At 73.1% G+C, this 18,309-nt stretch carries 15 protein-coding genes; 5 read left to right on the top strand and 10 right to left on the bottom strand.

Features of this window, described 5'->3' with window-relative positions; translation table 11 throughout:
- Nucleotides 1–27: 27 nt before the first annotated feature.
- Nucleotides 28–1,806, top strand: coding sequence for an aldehyde dehydrogenase family protein (locus AC0L6F_RS12155; protein ID WP_473538085.1), 1,779 nt, complete (start codon nucleotides 28–30; stop codon nucleotides 1,804–1,806).
- The gene (locus AC0L6F_RS12150) at nucleotides 1,803–3,410 is read left to right on the top strand and encodes a GMC family oxidoreductase (RefSeq protein WP_473538084.1); all 1,608 of its coding nucleotides are present in this window, start codon (nucleotides 1,803–1,805) and stop codon (nucleotides 3,408–3,410) included. The genes AC0L6F_RS12155 and AC0L6F_RS12150 overlap by 4 nt, the downstream gene beginning before the upstream one ends.
- A 27-nt stretch (nucleotides 3,411–3,437) precedes the next feature.
- Here the strand turns inward: AC0L6F_RS12150 and AC0L6F_RS12145 are convergent, their stop codons facing one another.
- Nucleotides 3,438–4,058 (bottom strand): NADPH-dependent F420 reductase, encoded by a 621-nt coding sequence (locus AC0L6F_RS12145; protein WP_473538083.1) that lies wholly within the window; start codon nucleotides 4,056–4,058, stop codon nucleotides 3,438–3,440.
- Between the two features lie 81 nt (nucleotides 4,059–4,139).
- Between AC0L6F_RS12145 and AC0L6F_RS12140 the strand changes: the two genes are divergently transcribed.
- Nucleotides 4,140–4,631: a MarR family winged helix-turn-helix transcriptional regulator gene (locus AC0L6F_RS12140; protein WP_473538082.1), complete on the top strand. Its 492-nt coding sequence runs from the start codon at nucleotides 4,140–4,142 to the stop codon at nucleotides 4,629–4,631.
- A gap of 10 nt (nucleotides 4,632–4,641) precedes the next feature.
- Here the strand turns inward: AC0L6F_RS12140 and pip are convergent, their stop codons facing one another.
- Nucleotides 4,642–5,625: a prolyl aminopeptidase gene (gene pip / locus AC0L6F_RS12135; RefSeq protein ID WP_473538081.1), complete on the bottom strand. Its 984-nt coding sequence runs from the start codon at nucleotides 5,623–5,625 to the stop codon at nucleotides 4,642–4,644.
- A gap of 158 nt (nucleotides 5,626–5,783) precedes the next feature.
- Here pip and AC0L6F_RS12130 point away from each other — a divergent pair, with 158 nt between their 5' ends.
- Both AC0L6F_RS12130 and AC0L6F_RS12125 read left to right on the top strand, forming a co-directional pair.
- Nucleotides 5,784–7,523, top strand: coding sequence for a cation:proton antiporter (locus AC0L6F_RS12130; RefSeq protein ID WP_473538080.1), 1,740 nt, complete (start codon nucleotides 5,784–5,786; stop codon nucleotides 7,521–7,523).
- 55 nt (nucleotides 7,524–7,578) lie between these two features.
- Entirely contained in the window at nucleotides 7,579–7,977 is a 399-nt protein-coding gene (locus AC0L6F_RS12125; RefSeq protein ID WP_274638492.1) for a recombinase family protein, read from the top strand.
- A gap of 3 nt (nucleotides 7,978–7,980) precedes the next feature.
- Here AC0L6F_RS12125 and AC0L6F_RS12120 read toward each other — a convergent pair whose 3' ends face one another.
- Genes AC0L6F_RS12120 through AC0L6F_RS12085 form a run of 8 tightly spaced genes read right to left on the bottom strand, consistent with a single transcriptional unit; the run spans nucleotide 7,981 to nucleotide 18,308 of the window.
- Nucleotides 7,981–8,712 carry an FHA domain-containing protein gene (locus tag AC0L6F_RS12120; protein ID WP_259613294.1) on the bottom strand — a complete coding sequence of 244 codons (732 nt, stop codon included), beginning with the start codon at nucleotides 8,710–8,712 and terminating at the stop codon, nucleotides 7,981–7,983.
- Nucleotides 8,709–10,328 carry a serine/threonine-protein kinase gene (locus tag AC0L6F_RS12115; RefSeq protein WP_473538079.1) on the bottom strand — a complete coding sequence of 540 codons (1,620 nt, stop codon included), beginning with the start codon at nucleotides 10,326–10,328 and terminating at the stop codon, nucleotides 8,709–8,711. The genes AC0L6F_RS12120 and AC0L6F_RS12115 overlap by 4 nt, the downstream gene beginning before the upstream one ends.
- Nucleotides 10,325–11,554, bottom strand: coding sequence for an FHA domain-containing protein (locus AC0L6F_RS12110; RefSeq protein ID WP_473538077.1), 1,230 nt, complete (start codon nucleotides 11,552–11,554; stop codon nucleotides 10,325–10,327). Before AC0L6F_RS12110 ends, AC0L6F_RS12115 begins: the two co-directional genes overlap by 4 nt.
- Nucleotides 11,554–12,396, bottom strand: a complete 843-nt coding sequence (locus tag AC0L6F_RS12105; RefSeq protein ID WP_473538076.1) for a PP2C family protein-serine/threonine phosphatase — start codon at nucleotides 12,394–12,396, stop codon at nucleotides 11,554–11,556. Before AC0L6F_RS12105 ends, AC0L6F_RS12110 begins: the two co-directional genes overlap by 1 nt.
- 23 nt (nucleotides 12,397–12,419) lie before the next feature.
- On the bottom strand, nucleotides 12,420–13,718 hold the full coding sequence (locus tag AC0L6F_RS12100) for an RDD family protein (RefSeq protein ID WP_473538075.1): 1,299 nt from the start codon (nucleotides 13,716–13,718) through the stop codon (nucleotides 12,420–12,422).
- A complete protein-coding gene (locus tag AC0L6F_RS12095; protein ID WP_274636822.1) occupies nucleotides 13,715–16,087 on the bottom strand; it encodes a transglutaminase-like domain-containing protein in 2,373 nt (790 codons plus the stop codon). Before AC0L6F_RS12095 ends, AC0L6F_RS12100 begins: the two co-directional genes overlap by 4 nt.
- Nucleotides 16,084–17,337, bottom strand: coding sequence for a DUF58 domain-containing protein (locus tag AC0L6F_RS12090; protein ID WP_473538074.1), 1,254 nt, complete (start codon nucleotides 17,335–17,337; stop codon nucleotides 16,084–16,086). Before AC0L6F_RS12090 ends, AC0L6F_RS12095 begins: the two co-directional genes overlap by 4 nt.
- A complete protein-coding gene (locus tag AC0L6F_RS12085; RefSeq protein WP_473538073.1) occupies nucleotides 17,337–18,308 on the bottom strand; it encodes an AAA family ATPase in 972 nt (323 codons plus the stop codon). The genes AC0L6F_RS12090 and AC0L6F_RS12085 overlap by 1 nt, the downstream gene beginning before the upstream one ends.
- Nucleotide 18,309: the final 1 nt, after the last annotated feature.

The raw sequence follows: 18,309 nt of genomic DNA, 5'->3' as shown, positions 1-18,309 counted from the left end.
TGACCGAAGCGCCCGAAGGAGAGCGTCGTGCCCACCAGCAACACCCCGAAGCCGGCCCCGAAGCGGGCCCCCGCGAAGCGCAAGGTCGCCGCATCCGCCCTGTCGGATGACGTCCGGGCACCCCTCGATGCCGCGATCGCCGCGGTCCAGCGGGGGGCACGCTCCTGGAGCCATCTGACGCTGGAGCAGCGGGCCCGCCTGATCGAGCGCATCCGCGCCGCCGTGGTCACCTGCGCCGACGAGTGGGCGATGACCGCCGCACGATCGAAGGGGCTGGACGAGACGCATCCGCTGTTCGGCGAAGAGTGGCTGTCCGGACCCTACGCGATGCTCACCGCCCTCGACGGCTACCTGGCCACCCTGCGCGCACTCGCGCGCGGCGCCAGCCCGCTGGACGGCGTGAAGACGGATGCCGCTGCCCACGGCGGCCTGCGCGCACACGTCTTCCCCGCCTCGCGCATGGACGGCCTGCTGCTGTCGGGCTACACCGGCGAGGTCTGGCTGCGACCCGGGACGACTCAGGCCGCCGCGCGCGACGCCGCCGGCCTCGGACAGCGACGGCCCGCCGAACCCGCCACCGTGGGCCTGGTCCTCGGAGCCGGGAACATCACCTCGATCCCGGTGCTGGACGTGCTGTACGAGCTGCTGGCCTCGAACCGGGTCAGCGTCCTGAAGGCGAACCCCACGCAGGACTCGCTGGTACCCGTCTACGAGCGCGCGCTGGCGCCGCTGATCGAACCCGGGTTCCTGCGCATCGTCCAGGGCGGTGGGGATGTCGGCGCGTATCTGACCGGGAATCCGGCCTTCGATCACATCCACATCACCGGCTCGGCGGCGACGTTCGACGCGATCGTGTGGGGCACCGGCGCCGAGGCGACCCGACGACGCAAGGCCGACGACCCGAAGCTGACCACGCCGATCACCGCCGAGCTCGGCGGCGTCTCGCCCATGATCGTGGTGCCGGGGCGCTGGACCGACGCGGACCTGGCGTACCAGGCATCCCATATCGCGACCATGCGCCTGTACAACAGCGGCCACAACTGCATCGCCGGGCAGGTCGTCGTCATCAGTCGCGACTGGCCGCAGCGCGACGCCTTCCTGGCCGCGCTGCGCGCCGCGTACGCCGCCGCGCCCCCGCGGCCGATCTGGTACCCGAACGGCGAGCGCCGGCTCCAGGAGGCGGCCGAAGACTATCCGGACGCGGAGTGGTCGGCCGACCGCACGCGCGCCCTGATCGACGTGTCCGGCGATGGCGAGGCGACTGCGCTGGAGACCACCGAGTACTTCGCCCCCGTCCTGGGCGTGGTCGAGCTGGACGGCAACGGGCAGGAGTTCCTCGACGCGGCCGTCGCGCACGCCAACGACAAGCTGGCCGGCACCCTCGGCGCGAACGTGCTCATCGACCCTGACACCCAGCGGTCCCTCGGCTCTGGGTTCGAGCGCGCGATCGCCGCGCTGCGCTACGGCGGCATCGCGGTCAACGCCTGGACCGGCATCGTCTTCGCCACCCCGATCCTGTCCTGGGGCGCGTTCCCCGGCGGCACGATCCAGGACGTCTCCAGCGGCATCGGAGTCGTGCACAACACGCTCCTGCTCGACCAGGTCGAACGCTCGGTCATGCGCGGCCCGTTCCGCCCCTTCCCCCGTTCGGTCGGCGGGAGGAACCGCTTCTCGGCGCTGCCCAAGCCGCCCTGGTTCGTCGATTCGCGCACGGCCACCCCGGTCGCCGAGGGACTCACCCGCTGGCACATGGACCACAGCATCCCGCGCCTGGTCGCCACCCTCGCCCAGGCGATGCGGTCGTGAACCTCGACGCCGACTACGTCATCGTCGGGGCCGGTTCGGCCGGCGCCGCCCTCGCGGCCCGCCTGAGCGAAGACCCCGCCGTCTCGGTCCTGCTGCTCGAGGCCGGCGGGCCGGACAAGGCGATGGAGCTGCACGTCCCGGCCGCGTTCTCCACGCTGTTCCGCGGCCGGTACGACTGGAACTACGACACCGTGCCGCAGGCGCAGCTCGAGGATCGCACCGTGTACTGGCCGCGGGGCAAGACGCTCGGCGGCTCGTCCTCGCTGAACGCGATGATGTGGGTGCGCGGGTTCGCCGCGGACTACGACGCGTGGGCGGATGCCGCGGGGGAGCACTGGTCGTGGGACGCCCTCGTGCCCTCCTTCCGTCGTGCCGAGCGCACCCAGGACGCCGCCGACCCGACGCAGGGCATCGACGGCGCACAGCCGGTCGAGCACCAGCGCGATCCGCGTCCGCACACGGCCGCGTTCCTGCGGGCCGCCGACGAGGCCGGGTACCCGGTCACCGCGGCGAACCTGCCCCGGGACCAGGGCTTCTCACAGACGATGGTCACGCATCGGCGCGGCGCGCGGGCATCCACCGCCGATGCCTACCTGCGCCCCGCCCGCCGGCGCCGGAACCTGACGGTGGTGACCGGCGCGCTGGTGCGGAAGGTGACGTTCGCGCGCTCCGCCGAGCACGCCCCGCGCGCCACCGGCGTGTACGTGGACATCGCCGGGGTGACCCGGCACGCCCGCGCGCGGCGCGAGGTGATCCTGTGCGGCGGAGCTGTGAACACCCCGCAGCTGCTGCAGCTCAGCGGCATCGGGCCGGCCGCCGAGCTCACCGCGCATGACATCCCGCTCGTCGTGGACGCGCCCGAGGTCGGCGCGAACCTGCAGGACCACCTCGTCGCCGGGCTCGCGCCGGCCGCTCGAGGCGGCACGCTGTTCGGCGCGGAGAGGCCCGCGCAGCTGGCGGACTACCTGATCCGCCGGCGCGGCATGCTGACCTCGAATGTGGCCGAGGCGTACGGATTCGTGCGCACCGACGTCGCCGAGCGCGCCGGCGGACCGGCCGGGCTCCCCGACATCGAGATCATCTTCGCCGCCGCACCGTACGTGGGCGAGGGGCTCGTGCCGCTGCCGGGCGAGGGGATCACTGTCGGCGCGATCCTGCTGCAGCCGCGCAGCCGCGGCACGGTGCGGCTGGCCTCGGCCGATCCGACCGCCAAACCGCTGATCGACCCCGCGTATCTGAGCGACCCGGTCGACCGGGAGACGCTGCTGGCCGGCCTCGCCGTGTGCGAACGGCTGATCGACACCGAGGCGCTGCGCGCGGTGACGACCGGCTCCTGGGTGCAGCCCGTCGGCGGAGAGCGGATGTCGCCGGCCGAACGCGCCGAGGTCTCGCTGCGCCGCTACTCGCACACGCTGTACCACCCGGTGGGCACCGCGCGGATGGGGCAGGATGCGGCATCCGTCGTCGACCCCCGCCTGCGGGTGCGCGGCGTCGAGGGCCTGCGCGTGGCGGATGCCTCGATCATGCCCACCATCATCCGCGGGCACACCAACGCCCCCGCGATCGTGATCGGCGAGGTCGCCGCCGACCTCATCCGGGGATGAGGCCGACGACGACAGCCGGTGGCACCGTCAGGCGTGGACCGCGTAGCCGGCCGTCCAGGCGACCTGCTCGCGGACGGCGAGGACCATCTGCAGGAAGCCGAGCGCCTCGAGCTCGCGGGCGCGCTTGAGGCTTCCCGCGTCGACGGTCTTCAGCCCGGCGGCCTCGATGACGCCGCGCAGGCTGTCCTTCGCCGCATCGTCGTCACCGGCGAGCTGCACCGTCGTGACGGCGCCGCCGACAGCTCCGGTGGCCAGGGTCGCGGCGAAGTTCGTGTTGAACGCCTTGACGACGCGGGACTGCGGAAGGGCGGCCGCCAGCTCGGCAGCGGCGGACGAGTCGGCCGGGACGACGAGCCCGTCGAACGTGGCGAAGTCGACCGGGTTGGTGAGGTCCACCACGACCTTGCCGGCCAGGCGGTCGCCGATCTCGCCGGCGATCTCGGCCAGCGCGGGGTACGGCACCGCGAGCACGACGATCTCGCCCGAGACGGCGTCCAGCCCGACGGCCGTGCCGCCCACCTCGGCCGCCAGCTCCTGTGCCTTGGCGGTGTCGCGCGCGGCGATCTGGACGACGGCGCCGCCCTTCGCGGCGATCTTCGCGATGGCCGATCCCATGTTCCCCGTGCCGATGACGGTGACAGTGCTCATACTGGGTCCTTTCCCATAAAGTTGTAATGGCAACTATCTAGTGGAACGGGTTCTGCGGCAGGATATTCCCGGAGGTGCAGGATGAGTGCCCAGGTCCCCCGCATGGACGAGCGCGAGGCGCGCGCCTGGCTCGCGCTGATCGGCACCGCCCAGCTGCTGCCCGCCGCGCTGGACGCCCAGCTGCAGGCCCAGGCCGGGATGACGCACTTCGAGTTCATCGTGCTCTCGGCGCTGCGTCGCTCCCCCGAGGGAATGCTCGGGATGTCGCAGCTGGCCGCCGTCACCGCCGCGACCCTGCCCCGCCTGTCGAAGGTCGTGCAGAAGCTGATCGGGAGGGGACTCGTGGAACGGCGCACGGATGTCGCGGACCGCCGGGCGGTGAACCTCACGCTCACCTCCGCCGGCCGGCGTGCGCTCGTGCGCGCGACCCCGGGCCATATCGCCCTGGCCCGGCACCTGGTCATCGACGCCCTGACCCCCGCGCAGCTGGACGCGCTCGCCGACGCGCTCGAGCCGGTCGTGGCGGCGCTGGACCCCCACCGGAGCGTCCAGCGGATCGCCGGCGGCGACTGACCGCGCGGGGCTACCCGCGGTCGGCGAACCGGTCCGTCGCCGCGCGCAGCGCCCGGGCGATGCCCGGCTCGCCGGCCGAATGGCCGGCATCCGGGACGATGACCATCTCGGCCTCGGACCACGCGCGATGCAGGTCCCACGCGGTCATCGCCGGTGTGCACACGTCGTAGCGGCCCTGCACGATCACCGCCGGGATGCCCCGCAGCCGCGCCGCGTCGTCGATGAGCTGGCCCTCGCGCAGCCAGCCCCCGTTGAGGAAGTAGTGGTTCTCGATCCGGGCGAAGGCGACCGCGTGCTCCGGCTCCACAGCCTCGGCGACGCGCCCGGGATCGGGCAGCAGCGAGACGGTGGACGCCTCCCACCGACTCCACGCCACCGCGGCCGGCACGTGCACGGCCGGGTCGGGGTCGCACAGCCGCCGGTGGTACGCCTCGATCATCCGGGAGCGCTCCAGCAGCGGGATCGGGGCGATGAAGTCCTCCCACAGATCGGGGAACAGCACCGATGCCCCGCCCTCGTAGAACCACTCCAGCTCATGGCGTCGCAGGGTGAACACGCCGCGCAGCACGAGCTCGCTGACCGCCTCGGGATGCGCCTGCGCGTACGCGAGGGCGAGCGTGCTCCCCCATGACCCGCCGAACACCTGCCACCGGTCGATGCCGAGGTTCTTGCGCAGCAGCTCGAGGTCGGCCACCAGGTGCCAGGTCGTGTTGTGCCGCAGATCGGCGTCCGGCTCCGAGGCGTGCGGAGTGGAACTGCCGCAGCCGCGCTGGTCCAGCAGCACGATGCGGTACCGCTCCGGGTCGAAGAACCGCCGATGCCACGGCGCCGTGCCGCCGCCGGGGCCGCCGTGCAGGAAGACCACCGGCTTGCCCTCGGGATTGCCGCTGACCTCCCAGGCCACCCGGTTGCCGTCGCCGACCAGCAGCATCCCGCTGTCGTACGGCTCGATCTCCGGATAGAGGATGTCGTCGAGACCCGCCGGTGTGCTCACCGCTCTCCCCCTGTCACGACGCACAGATCGCGCCCCTGACACGTTATCGTGCCCGACCGCCGGAACCCGGCAACCCCGCCCGCAACCCGTTCCACGGCGTGGGCCCGAGGAATAGGCTCGGGAGGTACGCCCGACCGCGAGACCGCTCAGGAGCACGCATGGAACCGATCATGCTGGGACTGCTCATCGCGGTGGTCGGGGTCCTGGTCATCGTCATCGTCACCGCGCTGGCCCAGCGGCTGGGCGTGGCCGGCCCCCTGCTGCTGGTGGCCGTGGGACTGGCGATCGCCCTCATCCCGACGGTCGAGATCCCGCCGATCCCGCCGGAGATCATCCTCGTCGGCGTGCTCCCGCCGCTGCTGTACTCCGCGTCGGTGAACCTGCCGGCCGTCGAGTTCCGGCGGGACTTCACCTCGATCTCGGGGCTGGCCGTGGTGCTCGTGCTGGTCAGCGCGCTCGTGCTGGGCGTGTTCTTCTGGCTGGTCGTCCCGGGGCTGCCGCTGCCGGTGGGCATCGCGCTGGGCGCCATCCTGAGTCCGACGGATGCCGTGGCCACCTCGATCGCGAAGCGGCTGGGGATCAGCCCCCGCGTGGTGACGATGCTCGAGGGCGAGAGCCTGCTCAACGACGCCACCGCCCTGGTGCTGCTGCGCACCGCCGTGGTGGCGATCGCGGGGAGCTTCTCGGCCTGGGCGGCGATCGGCTCGTTCGTGTGGGCGGTGCTGGCCGCGCTGATCATCGGCGGGGTCGTGGGCTGGCTGGCGCTGCTGCTGCGCAGGTGGATCCGCGGGTCGGCCGCCAACACCGCCATCAGCTTCACCGTGCCGTTCCTCGCGTATCTGCCCACCGAGCAGCTGGGCGGCTCGGGCCTGGTCGCCGCGGTGGTGGCCGGGATCGTCACCGGTCAGGCCGGCCGGCGTCTGCTGACCCCGGACCAGCGTCTGAGCGACACGATGAACTGGCACACCATCGAGCTGATGCTCGAGGGCGCGGTGTTCCTGGTCATGGGCCTCGAGCTGCGCGAGGTCATCTCCGCGAACATCGCCGGCTCGGGCGGTCTGTGGCACGGCGCCTGGCTGGCCCTGTCGGCCCTGGCGATCGTGCTGGTGGTCCGTGCCGGCTACGTCGCGCTGCTCGTGTCCGGCAGCGGGCGCCGCGCCCGGCGCGTGGACCGGGACCGGCTCAACGGGTTCAGCGCGCGGCTGGATGCCGTGGCCGACGGGCGCGAGACGCTGCCGGACCGCAGCCGCCGCGGTGACCCCGAGCGCACCGACCGACGGGTCAACGCGATGCGCACGCGGGTCACCCAGTCGCTGGCCGACCTCGACTACTACGAGGGCTCGCCACTGAACTGGAAGCACGGATCGGTCATCGTCTGGGCGGGGATGCGGGGCGTCGTCACGCTCGCGGCCGCGCAGACCCTGCCGCGCGAAGGTCTGGACCACCGGGCGCTGCTCGTGTTCGTCGCGTTCCTGGTGGCCCTGATCAGCCTCATGCTGCAGGGCTTCACGCTGCCCCTGCTCGTGCGCCGGCTGGGCCTGGGCGGCGAGGCGGCCGAGGCGGTCAGCGCCGAGGAGCGGGCACGGCTGGCCGCCGAGCTGCAGCAGGCCGCGGTGACCGCGCTGCAGAACGGAACCGTGGTCAAGCGGGACGGGACGCCGTTCACTCCGGGACTGCCCGAGAAGGCGGCCGAGCGGATGAGCGCGCCGCCGGCCGAGGACCGGTCGGTGGCGGCCCGCGAGCGGCTGGAGCTGCGGATGGCCGCGATCGAGGCGATGCGCGCACGCCTGGACACGCTCTCGCACGACGGCACCTTCAGCACCGCCGCGCTGCGCCATTCGCTCGCCGAGCTGGACGCCGACCAGCTCAGTCTGCAGCTGCGGCTGCAGGATGAGTGATGGGCGGGCCGCCACGGGGCAGAATGAGAGCATGCACGACCACACGCACCCCCCGATGCACTCCGCCGCCGAGTGCCCGGAGTGCTTCGTCGAGCTGCAGCGCGACCGCGGCTGGTGGCAGGCGCGGCCGGCCGGCTCGCGGCTGGTGGGCCTGGTGGTCGCCCGCGACGACATGCCCTCGATCATGCAGCAGCGCGACGACCTCACCCGGTTCGGGGTGCCGATCGAGGGGTTCCGCCACCCGGCCCCGGAGACGCTCGAGTCGTGGGAGGAGCGGCTGGTCCGCCTGTTCGGGACGCTGCGCCGCGGCGATGTGCTCGTGGTCGCCAGCATCCACGCCCTCGGCCGCGACATCAGCGAGGAGACCCGCACGGTGGCCGAGCTGCAGCGGCGCGGGGTCGTGGTGAAGGTGCTCAGCCACGAGGGACGGCACCTGTTCGACGCCGGACGCTGAGATTCAGGCGTCGTCCTCGTCGTCGCCGGCCTCGGCGTCCAGCAGCGGGAGGTCCTCGCGGGTGACCAGGCGCGCGGCGATGGCATGCTCGACCAGCCGCACCCGCCGGTTCGTCGCGTAGGAGCGGGCGCCTCCGCGCATCCCCGGCACGCCGATCCGGTCGAGCTTGTCGCACACGTTGTCGAGCTTGCGGTTGAACCGGGTCAGCGTCCAGCCCAGTCGCTGCGCGGCCTGCGCCGACGTGGGCAGTTCGCTCATCCCGGCTCCTTCGCGCCGCAGCACGGGCTCGGCCAGCGCGAGGATCATGACCCGCTGGCTGTGGGTGAGCGGCACGTCGCCGATCGTCGACTGGCCGTCGTCCTCCTCGAACCGCACCGTCTCGCGGAACGCCGGCTCGGCGGCATGGACCACGAGCTCGTACGTGGTGGGTCCGGCGCTGAAGATCACCGTGGTCGTCTCGAACACGAGCGGCAGGCGGGCGCCGGGTGCCAGCCATGCCTGCACGCGTCCGCCCGAGTCGGTGACGGTCGCGGCCAGCCGCGACCCGACGTTGGAGAGCAGCCACAGCCCGTCCTGGCACTGGATGGTGAGGAAGTGCCGGTGCAGGAACAGGTTGTCCTCGAGCGCCAGGTCGCCCTCGCGGCCGACCGTGAACACGCTCCCGGGATGCACCGGGAACCGCTCCCCGGCGAATTCGACGGTGACCGGCTCGTCCTTCGTCTGCGCGTCGGTCATGACACGCACTTCGTCGTGGCCTGCGAGCTGCCGCCGTCGGCGCGCAGCGTGCTGACGGCGATGCAGGTCCGGCCGGAGTCGTCGGCCGGCTGGGTGACGGTCGCCTCGTCCACCTTGCGGGGGCTGCCCGGGGCATCCGCCCGCGACACGTCCTGCCAGAGGAAGACGTCGTCGGCGGCGCCGTCCGCGTTCTTCCACGTCCACACCACCTGGCCGCCCTTCACGGTGCCGGTCAGGTCGGTGGGGGCCGGCACGGTCGCCGGCAGCGCGTCCTGCGGCTTGCTGGTCGTGCTGCTGGCCTTCGGCTCGGCGCTCGCGTCGCCCAGGAGCGCGGGCAGGGCGACCAGGGCGACGATGACGATCGCGACCACGAACACTCCCGCGCCGATTCCGGCCCACAGGCCGATCTTCGGCCGGGAGCGGGCGGCCGGGTCGGCGGGCGCATCGGCGAGGGCGGGGGCCGGGGGCGACCCCGGGATGTCGGGGATGCGCATCACCGTCTCGTCCAGCGACGGCGCGGTCGCGTGCGCGGCGGCCGGCGTACGCACGACGGTGTCCTCGGAGGCGGCCGGCCCGGGCAGGGTGGGCGCCGGCCGGGTCGGGGCGGTGGTCGGCGGGCCGGCGTGGGTGACGTCGGCGGGATGCGTCAGCCCGGCCGCCGGCGCGGTCTCGGGGTCGATGCTGACCACGCCGCGCACCCGGGTGAGGCCGTCGTCCTCGTCCTCGACGATGTCGTCGGGCATCCCGTCGTCGAGGATGTCGATCGGGGCCATCGCCAGCGACAGCTCGATCTGCACCTTCTGCAGCGCCCGGGCCAGTTCGAGCGCGGACGGGAACCGGTCGGCCGGGTTCTTGGCCATCGCACGTTCCAGCGCGCGCTGCAGCGACGGGGGCACGTCCTGCCGGCCGAGCGGCGGCACCGGGATGGTCTCGATCCGCTGGATGAGGTCGGCGGCGGTGTTGCGCTGGCCCTGCAGCTCGAACGGCGAGCGCCCCGCCAGCAGCGTGTACACCGTGGCGCCGAGCGCGTACACGTCCGAGCGGACGTCGCTGCGCGGCACGTCGGCGAACGACTCGGGCGGCGACCACGGGATCGACAGCCCCGCCGACTCGGCGGCCGCCGTGGTGGTGGAGGCGATGCCGAAGTCGGTCAGCGCGGGCCGGTTGTACTCGGTGACCAGGATGTTGGCCGGCTTGATGTCGCGATGCAGCACGCCGGCGCGGTGCGCGGTCTCGACGGCGGCCGCGACCTGCACGCCCACGCGCAGCGACTCGGCGACCGAGAACGGCTCGCGCCGGTAGCGCACCTGCAGGTTCGGCTTCGGGCAGTACTCCATCACGAGGTAGGGGCGTCCGTCGCCGGCCACCCCGGCCTGGTAGATGGTCACGATCGCGGGGTGCGTGGACAGCATCGCCATCACGTTCGCCTCGTCGGTGAACTCGCGCACCGAGCCGGACGACATCCGATCGGTCAGCAGTACCTTCACCGCGACGCGGCGGCGCGGCAGCTGCTGCTCGTACAGGTAGACGTCGGCGAACCCGCCCGACCCGAGCAGGTCGATGTACGTGAAGCCGGGCAGCTCCGGCGGCGCGGCGGGGGTCCGACGGGGGCTCACGCGATGTCCTCCACGGTCACCGTGATGCCGTCGCCGAGGTCGAGCACGTCGCCCGGCACGACGACGTTCCGCTCGCCCGGGTGCAATCGGACCGGGTCGGCGCCGATGCGGCGCAGCGTGGTGCCGTTGGTGGTGTGCAGGTCGGTGGCCAGGATGCTGTCGCCCTCCACCCGCACCTCGAGGTGGCTGCGCGAGATGTCCTGCTCGGGGCTCTCGACCGCGATCAGGTGCGGCAGATCGGTGCCGGTCACCCGCGTGGAGCGCGGACGGCGGCCGATGACGACCGTGCGATCCAGGGCCACCAGCTGCCCGGTCGACAGGCGCAGTCGCCCGGGTGCGGTCGGTCGCGGCGGGGCGAGCGGCTCGTGGGCTGGGTCCTCGGCCGTAGCCGCGCCGCGCAGGGCACGTGCCTGGGCGACCGAGACGGTCTCGCCGTCATGATCTCCGCGGACACGCACGGAAGCCACTGTATCGGCGACGTCCGTCGCGTCGGAGGTGTCGGCGGCCGGCACACCGTGGGGCGGAGTGGGCGCGAGATCGAAGGGGATGCCGGTGATCTCGGGGATCAGCGTCGCATCCGCCGGCACCCAGGTGTCCAGGCTCGGCTCGGTCCCTTCCGCCGGCTTCGGCTCGGATTCTTCCGGCTCGGCCTCGGGTTCGGGGTCTTCGGCCACGGGCTCTTGCACGGCCGCGGGCGCGGGTTCTTCGGGGACGGCGGGGACGGGGACGGTGGCCGTGACCGCGGGCACCGGCTCGGACCGGTCGGCCGCGGCATCCTCGTGGGTCCAGTCCACGGTGACCGCCGACGCGCGGACCACGCCGTCGCGCAGCGGCAGGCGGACGTCGCCGCCGTCCCCGGGGGCGGACAGCTGGATCTCGGTGCGGGTGATCCCGGACAGGACCCGCTCGGACCAGGTGGTCACCCCGACGCCGGTCAGGCGCGCGGGCGCGTCGCCGCCGAGGGCGGTCACGGTGATGTCGCCGCGCACCGCGACCCGCAGGCCGTCGGGCTCGGCGACGGCGACCACGAACGGCGGGATGGCGACCAGCGAGGTGCCGAAGGCTCCGGTGAGCGCCTCGAGCACGGCGGCCAGGCCCCGTCCCTCGTCCACCTGCCGCCAGATGCGGGTGAGCAGATCGGTGGCGATGTCGGCGTCGATGAGCACCACCGTGGCGCGGGTGGCGACCAGGTGTGCCTGGCCCGGGGCATAGCGCACGGCGACCATCAGCGGGCTCCTTCGCTCAGACGCGGTTCACGGGGTCGGGTGTCGGCATCCAGGTCATCATCGTCGTCCGGGAAGACCGGCTGCGTGCCGCGGCCGCTCGAGCGGCCGTCGCCGAGGACGCTGATGGCATCGATCACGAGTGCCGTGATGTTGTCACGCCCGCCGTGCAGGATCGCCTCGTGCACGAGCCGCGTCGCGGCCGCCTGGGGGTTTGCCTCCTCGCGCAGGATCGCGTCGATCCGCTCGTGGTTCAGCTCGCCGGTCAGCCCGTCCGAGCAGACCAGCATCCGGTCGCCCTCCTCGGCCGGGATCAGCCAGTAGTCGGGATCGCCGTCGCTGCCGGCGCCGATGGCCCGGGTGATGACGTTTCGCCGCGAGTCGCGCGTGGCCTGGGCCTGGTCGAGCTCGCCGCGGTCGATCAACTCCTGCACCACGGAGTGGTCGACGCTGATCTGCTCGAACTCGCCCTGGCTGAGCCGATAGGTGCGCGAGTCGCCGACGTTGATGGCCAGCCAGTATCCGTCGCCGTCGATGTCGGCGATCGCGACCCCGGTCAGGGTCGTGCCCGCTCCGGCGCCGCCGGCGTTGGGCAGCCGCTCGACGCCCAGCCGTGCCCGGTCGAACGTGGTGCGCAGGTCCTCGACCGAGACGCTCGGCCGCCCGATCAGGCGGGAGAACTCGTCGATCACAGTGGCGCTGGCGACCTCGCCCGCCTGGTGGCCGCCCATTCCGTCGGCGACGAGGAACACCGGGGACGTCGCGACGTACGAGTCCTCGTTGAGCCGGCGACGCAGGCCGGTGTCGGTGGCGGCGCCGGCCTGCACGGTGATGACCGGGGTCACGGCGGGATCCTGCGCGGGGGCGGTCACTGTGCGGCCTCCACGGTCACGCTGCGATCGCCGAACTCGAGGCGGTCGCCGGGTCGCACCGGGGTGCGCATGCCCGCGACGAGGCGTGCCCGGCGTCCATTCCGCTCGAGCACGACGCCGTTGGTCGAGTGCCGGTCGATCACCCAGGCGCCGTCGGCGTCGCCGCCCATCTCGAAGTGCGTCTTGGACAGCGAGAGGGTCTCGTCGCGCACCGCCACCACGGTAGCGCCGTCCTCGTGGGCGGGGTTGCGGCCGAACAGCGTGCGCCCGCACACGCCGGTGCGCGTGCCGTTGTCCCAGGCCAGGAGCGCGGCGGGCGCGCTGGCCGCGGCCGGCGCGGGTGCGCTGGCCGCGGCCGGCGCGGGCGCGGGCGCGGCGTCGACCTGATCGCGCGCGACGGTCGCACCGAGCGTCTGTCCCTCCGCCGCGGGCATAGCCTCGCGGCCCTCGCCGGTCGGCACCAAGGGATCGGCGGTGCTTCCGGAACGAAGGACAGCGTCCTTCTTTGCAGAAGCTTCCGCGAACGGGAGTGCCGAAGGGCCGGATGCCGCCAGCTGCCCGTCGCCGGACGCCTGCGCGCCGCGGATTTCGGGGACGGCGAAGATCACCCCGGAATACTCGATCGGGAGGGCGGGAGTGGCGCGCGGCGGGGCCACGAGCACCAGTGGGGTGGAAGACGGCGGGGTGGAAGACGGCGGGGTGGAAGACGGCGGGGTGGAAGACGGCGGCGTGTATGCGGCGGCCGGCGGGGGCGCGTATCCGAGCACCGGTGCGACGGAGCCGGTGGGGGGCACGGCCGGCGGGACGGAGACGGCCGGCGCGACCGCAACCGGTGGTCCCGACGGCGCCGCGGTGCGAGCGCGCGCGACGACGGATCGGGCTGCCAGATCGTGCCATCCCTGTCGATACGGGCTGCGGTCGAACAGGGGGCTGAAGTAGCCCACCACGATCGATCCGGCCAGGGCCCACACGATGTTACGCACCAGTGCACGCCAGAAGCCGATGGGCGCTCCGGTCTCGCGGTCGGCCAGCTCCACGCCCAGCAGGCGCTGACCGACCGAGCCGGCGCCACCTTGCATGAGCGTGTACACGATGCCCCACGCGATCGCTATGACCCAGACCACGAGCTGCACGATCAAGATCGCGGCGGCAAGCGTCCCGGGGTCGGCGGGGCGCAGCGAACCGAACACCGCCGCGGCGACCAGGCCGCCCACCAGCAGGACCGCGCCCAGCGCGATCGCCGCGTCCACCACGTAGGCCAGGGCGCGCGCGCCCAGAGACGCCCCTGCGTTCATGCGGTCTCCTCCTGCGGTCGCTGCTGGTCCGCATCGGTGCCATTCTGCCCGTGCTCGGCACGGTCTGCGCGCGGGCGCGGCGTGCGCGCGGGCGGGAGCCACCGCTCCAGTCGGGTGCCGAGCAGCAGCGAGCGGAGATTGAGCCGGGCGCCCATCCGCCGCCAGAACCCGTGGGAGCGGCCGATGTCGCCCACGATCTCGTCGACGTGCTGCCAGAACCGGTCGACGTCCTGGTCGGTCGGGTCGGCCGGCCCCCACACCTGCGCGTCGGCGTGCTCGGCGAGAACCGTGACGGACGGCTGGGCGAGCGCGGTGCGCACCGCCGCGGCATCCTCGTTCCGGGTCGCGCCGGTGCGCACCGGCGTGCCGTAGTCGACCGCCCGATCCATCAGCTCGTCCCAGCCGCCGCTGATCCGGTCGGATGGGCGCTCGGCGAACTGCCGCTTGCGGCGGCGGCTGGTCTTCAGGGCTCCGATCACGAGGAACGGCGACGCGATGAGCGCGAGCACGCCCGCACCGATGCCGACGGCGCCGAGGATGGCCAGGAGGATGCCGGCGGCCGGGTTCTTGTCGTCCTTCTTGCCGTGGTCGGCCGGCACCGTCGGCGGCTCGTCCGCCGGCTGCTGCTCGGGCGGCGGCGGCTGGAGGACCTGCGGCTTGGGCTGCGACTTGGGCTTCGTGGCCTGGTCTGTGGGCACGTGGTCTTTGGGCGGCGTCGGGTCGAACGAGACCCAGCCGACGCCGGCGAACGGCACCTCCACCCAGGCGTGCAGGTCGTCCCCGGTGGCCGAGAACGTCGTGGCGGACGCGGCATCCTCCCCCGGGTAGAAGCCCATCACGACCCGCGCCGGAATGCCGAGCTCGCCGGCCAGCAGCGCCATCGCCGCCGCGTACTGCTCGTCGTCGCCGACCATCTGCTGCGAGCCGAGCAGCGCCGAGATGCGCGCGGCCCCGTGACCGGCCAGCGAGCGCACCTCGCCCTCGAGCCCGTGGCTGAAGAACCCGCCGTCGGCCAGGTACTTCTGCAGCTTGCGCACCTGCTCGATGGGTGTGCTGGCGTCCGCCGTCGCCTTGGCCGCGATCGCCGCGAACGACTCCGGGACGCCCTCCTGCGTGGGGATCTTCACCGGCGCGAACGGCACCTTGGCCAGCGCCTTGTCGGTGGGCTGGTCGGCGACCACCGTCTGCAGATCGTACTCGTCGCCCTTCTGCAGGCTCGCGGTGACCAGGCCGGTCGAGGTGGCCTCGTTGTACAGCGCGGACCGGCCCAGATCCTCGGCGCGGGCGCCGGTGAAGGTGACCGACTGCACGGCGCCGACCTCGGGCAGCCAGACGCCGTCCAACGCGCCGATCTCCACATGCACGTCCGCGGGCGTGCCGGTCGCGGCGGCGGACATGTTCGCGCGCACCGGCGAGAACGCGCTGGACGAGCCGAATCCGGTGTCGGACACGTTGTAGACGGTGCCGCTGTATGCGTCCATCACGGCGAGCCGGACGCGGGCGCTCCCCGGCAGCCCGTCGACGGTGAACAGGGTCTTCTCGCGGTCGTCGCGAACGTACTTGCGGAACGACTGCAGCGGGCTGGCGTAGTCGTGGATGTCGAACGGCGGGATGACGACATCCCGCAGGACGTACCGCGGCGCCACCGGAGCGGCGAACCCGCTGGTGACGACCCCGGCGACCACGGCCAGCACGATGATCCCGGCGCTGGTGGCCAGTCGGCGGCGCGTGCCGGAGCGCGTGGCCTGCCCGGTCTCGCCCAGCGAGACCACGGTCTCAGCCGGCGCCCATGCCTGCCGGAGGGCGAGCCAGCCGACCGCGACGACGGCGAACACGATGCCCTGCACGATCGGGGCGGCCGGGCTCGAGGTGCCCAGCGCGATCTGCACGATGAGGCACGCCCCGGCCGGCAGCAGCGCCCAGGCGGGCCGGCGGCGCAGCGCGAGGCTGCCGGCCAGCACCGCGGCGACCAGCACGAGCAGGAACGGCATGATCCCGAAACCGTCGGCCACCGTCAGCGGGGCGACCGTGGTGACGACGTCCTTCCACGACGTGATGACCCCGGCCGCCAGCGCGCGCAGCGAGTCGAGGGTGGGCACGAACCCGAGCAGGGCGCTGTGCGGCACCGCCAGCGCCGAGCCGAAGACGAAGTAGACGCCGATGGTCGCGGCCGCCACGATCAGGATGCCCCAGCCCAGACGGGCGCCGAGCGCGGCGACCCCCAGCCCGAGCACGAGACCGCCGAGCGCCGGCAGCAGGTACGACGGTCCGCCGAACGTGGGCCAGAAGCCGATGATCGGGACCAGGAGCAGCAGGGCGATCCCGGACAGGTCCAGGACCCAGCGCCGGGTCGGCAGCGAGACCGTCACGACAGCACCTTCCGCAGGGCCAGGGGCAGCTCGTCCAGTGCGCCCACCGTCACCACCGACGCCTCGCCGATCCGCCGCATCGTGGGCGCCACGCCGGCTTCGGCGCGGATGGCCAGCACCCGGGCGCCGTACGGCAGTCGTGAGCAGGCGAGCCGCAGGCGCGCAGCATCCACCGTCGATCCGCACACCAGCACGACGATCGACGCGAGCGGGACGGCGGCCGCGACCGCGCCGGCGAGGTCCTCGATCCGCCCGTGCCTGGTGCGGGATTGCTCGAGCGCGGCCAGGGAGTCGAGGAACCGCTTGCCGCTGGAGGCCGGCAGCGTGCGCCCCGGCACGTGCACATCCACCCGGCGCGAGTCACGCAGCGCGCGCAGGCCGAGCGAGCCGGCCACCGAGATCGCCAGCTCGAACTCCTGCGGTGTGCGGAAGTCGCCCGGCACCGTGGACAGCGCGATGACGAAGTGCGACCGGCGGGTCTCTTCGTACTGGCGGACCATGAGGTCGCCGGTGCGCGCCGTGGAGCGCCAGTGCACGTGCCGCAGGTCGTCCCCGGGCTGGTACTCGCGCAGCGCGTGGAACGACACGTCGTCGGGCGACAGATCGGAGGCCGGCAGCCCCTCCAGGTCACGCATGAACCCGAGCGTCTGCCCGTCGAACGCGATCGTCTTCGGGTGCACGTACAGGTCGACCGGCTCGTCCTTGCGGTGCACGCGCTCGAACAGCCCGATCGGGTCGCCGCGCACGACGCTGACCGGGCCGATCGGGAGCACCCCGCGCCGGCGGGTGGGGATGGCGAACAGCTCCTCGACCGACTGGCCCGGGGCGAGCCGCTGCACGGCGAACACCCCGCGCCCGGCACCGACCGGCAGCACCACGCGGGACGGCAGGATGGCGCGACCGGACGGGTTCGAAAGGGTCAGTGCGCCGACGGCGCGCTCGCCGACGACCACGCGGGTCCGCGTCAGATCGAGGTCGACGTCGTAGGCGGTGCGGCCGATGAGCAGCAGTGCGCACAGTGCGAGGATGACCGTGAGCACGACAGCGGCCACGACCATCTCGGACCAGCCCATCGTCTCGCCGCCGATCCACAGCGCGGCGGTGACGGCGATCAGCACCCACGTGATGGGGCGGATGACGCGGGCCGCTGCCCGCGCACCGCGGAGCATCGCGGTGCCGGCGCGGGCCGCGGCATCCTGCCACGGCGACCGCTCATCGGTCGCCGGTGCGCTGATCGTCGACGAGGTCATCAGGCCACGGACCTCGCCTGCGGCGCGGCGACGCCGTCCAGGACGCGGGCGATGACGGTGTCGGCGGTCACGCCGGAGAACTCCGCCTCGGGGTCGAGCACCAGCCGGTGCGTCCACACCGCGGCGGCGAGCGTCTTGATGTCCTCGGGGATGACGTAGTGCCGGCCCTGGCCGGCCGCCCACACCTTGGCCATCCGCACCATCGACAACGACCCGCGCACCGAGACGCCCACCCGGGTCGACTCGTCGTTCCGGGTCGCCTCGGACAGCTGTGCGGCGTAGCGCAGCACCGCGGTCTCGACGTGCACGGTGGCGGCGAGGTCCGCCATGTCGGCCACGGCGCCGGTGGTGATGATCGCCTGCAGGTGCGCCGACGGGTTGCGGTCGGCGGATCCGGCGAGGATGCGCTCGGCCACGGCCAGGTCTGGGTAGCCGATCGAGGTCTTGATCAGGAAGCGGTCCAGCTGCGCCTCGGGCAGCTTGTACGTGCCGGCCTGCTCGATCGGGTTCTGGGTGGCGATGACCAGGAACGGCCGACCCACCTCGTGCGGCTGGCCGTCGACGGTGACCCGCGACTCCTCCATCACCTCCAGCAGCGCGGACTGCGTCTTCGGCGAGGCGCGGTTGATCTCGTCGGCCAGCACGATGGAGGCGAACACCGGTCCCCGGTGGAACTCGAAGGTGCGGGTGTTCTGGTCGTAGATGGTGACCCCGGTCACATCCGACGGCAGCAGGTCGGGCGTGAACTGGATGCGACTGGACGTGCCCTGGACGGTGGCGGCCAGCGCCTTGGCCAGGCTCGTCTTGCCGGTTCCGGGCGCGTCCTCCAGCAGCACGTGGCCTTCGGCGAGCATCGCCGACAGCACGAGGGCGACCACCTCGCGCTTGCCCATCAGTGCCTGGTCGACGTTGTCGACCAGGCGGACGAAGGTGCCCTGGAACCAGGCGGCCTGTTCCGGTGTCATTGTCATC

The sequence above is a fragment of the Microbacterium sp. G2-16M genome (genome assembly GCF_055809115.1).
This window is presented reverse-complemented; position numbering and strand designations above follow the sequence as displayed.

Excerpts from the sequence above, each read along its gene's own strand:
- AC0L6F_RS12145 (WP_473538083.1), bottom strand. The coding sequence starts at position 4,058 with ATGAGCACTGTCACCGTCATCGGCACGGGGAACATGGGATCGGCCATC.
- AC0L6F_RS12140 (WP_473538082.1), top strand. The coding sequence starts at position 4,140 with ATGAGTGCCCAGGTCCCCCGCATGGACGAGCGCGAGGCGCGCGCCTGG.
- AC0L6F_RS12130 (WP_473538080.1), top strand. The coding sequence starts at position 5,784 with ATGGAACCGATCATGCTGGGACTGCTCATCGCGGTGGTCGGGGTCCTG.
- AC0L6F_RS12125 (WP_274638492.1), top strand. The coding sequence starts at position 7,579 with ATGCACTCCGCCGCCGAGTGCCCGGAGTGCTTCGTCGAGCTGCAGCGC.
- AC0L6F_RS12120 (WP_259613294.1), bottom strand. The coding sequence starts at position 8,712 with ATGACCGACGCGCAGACGAAGGACGAGCCGGTCACCGTCGAATTCGCC.
- AC0L6F_RS12110 (WP_473538077.1), bottom strand. The coding sequence starts at position 11,554 with ATGGTCGCCGTGCGCTATGCCCCGGGCCAGGCACACCTGGTCGCCACC.
- AC0L6F_RS12100 (WP_473538075.1), bottom strand. The coding sequence starts at position 13,718 with ATGAACGCAGGGGCGTCTCTGGGCGCGCGCGCCCTGGCCTACGTGGTG.
- AC0L6F_RS12090 (WP_473538074.1), bottom strand. The coding sequence starts at position 17,337 with ATGACCTCGTCGACGATCAGCGCACCGGCGACCGATGAGCGGTCGCCG.
- AC0L6F_RS12085 (WP_473538073.1), bottom strand. The coding sequence starts at position 18,308 with ATGACAATGACACCGGAACAGGCCGCCTGGTTCCAGGGCACCTTCGTC.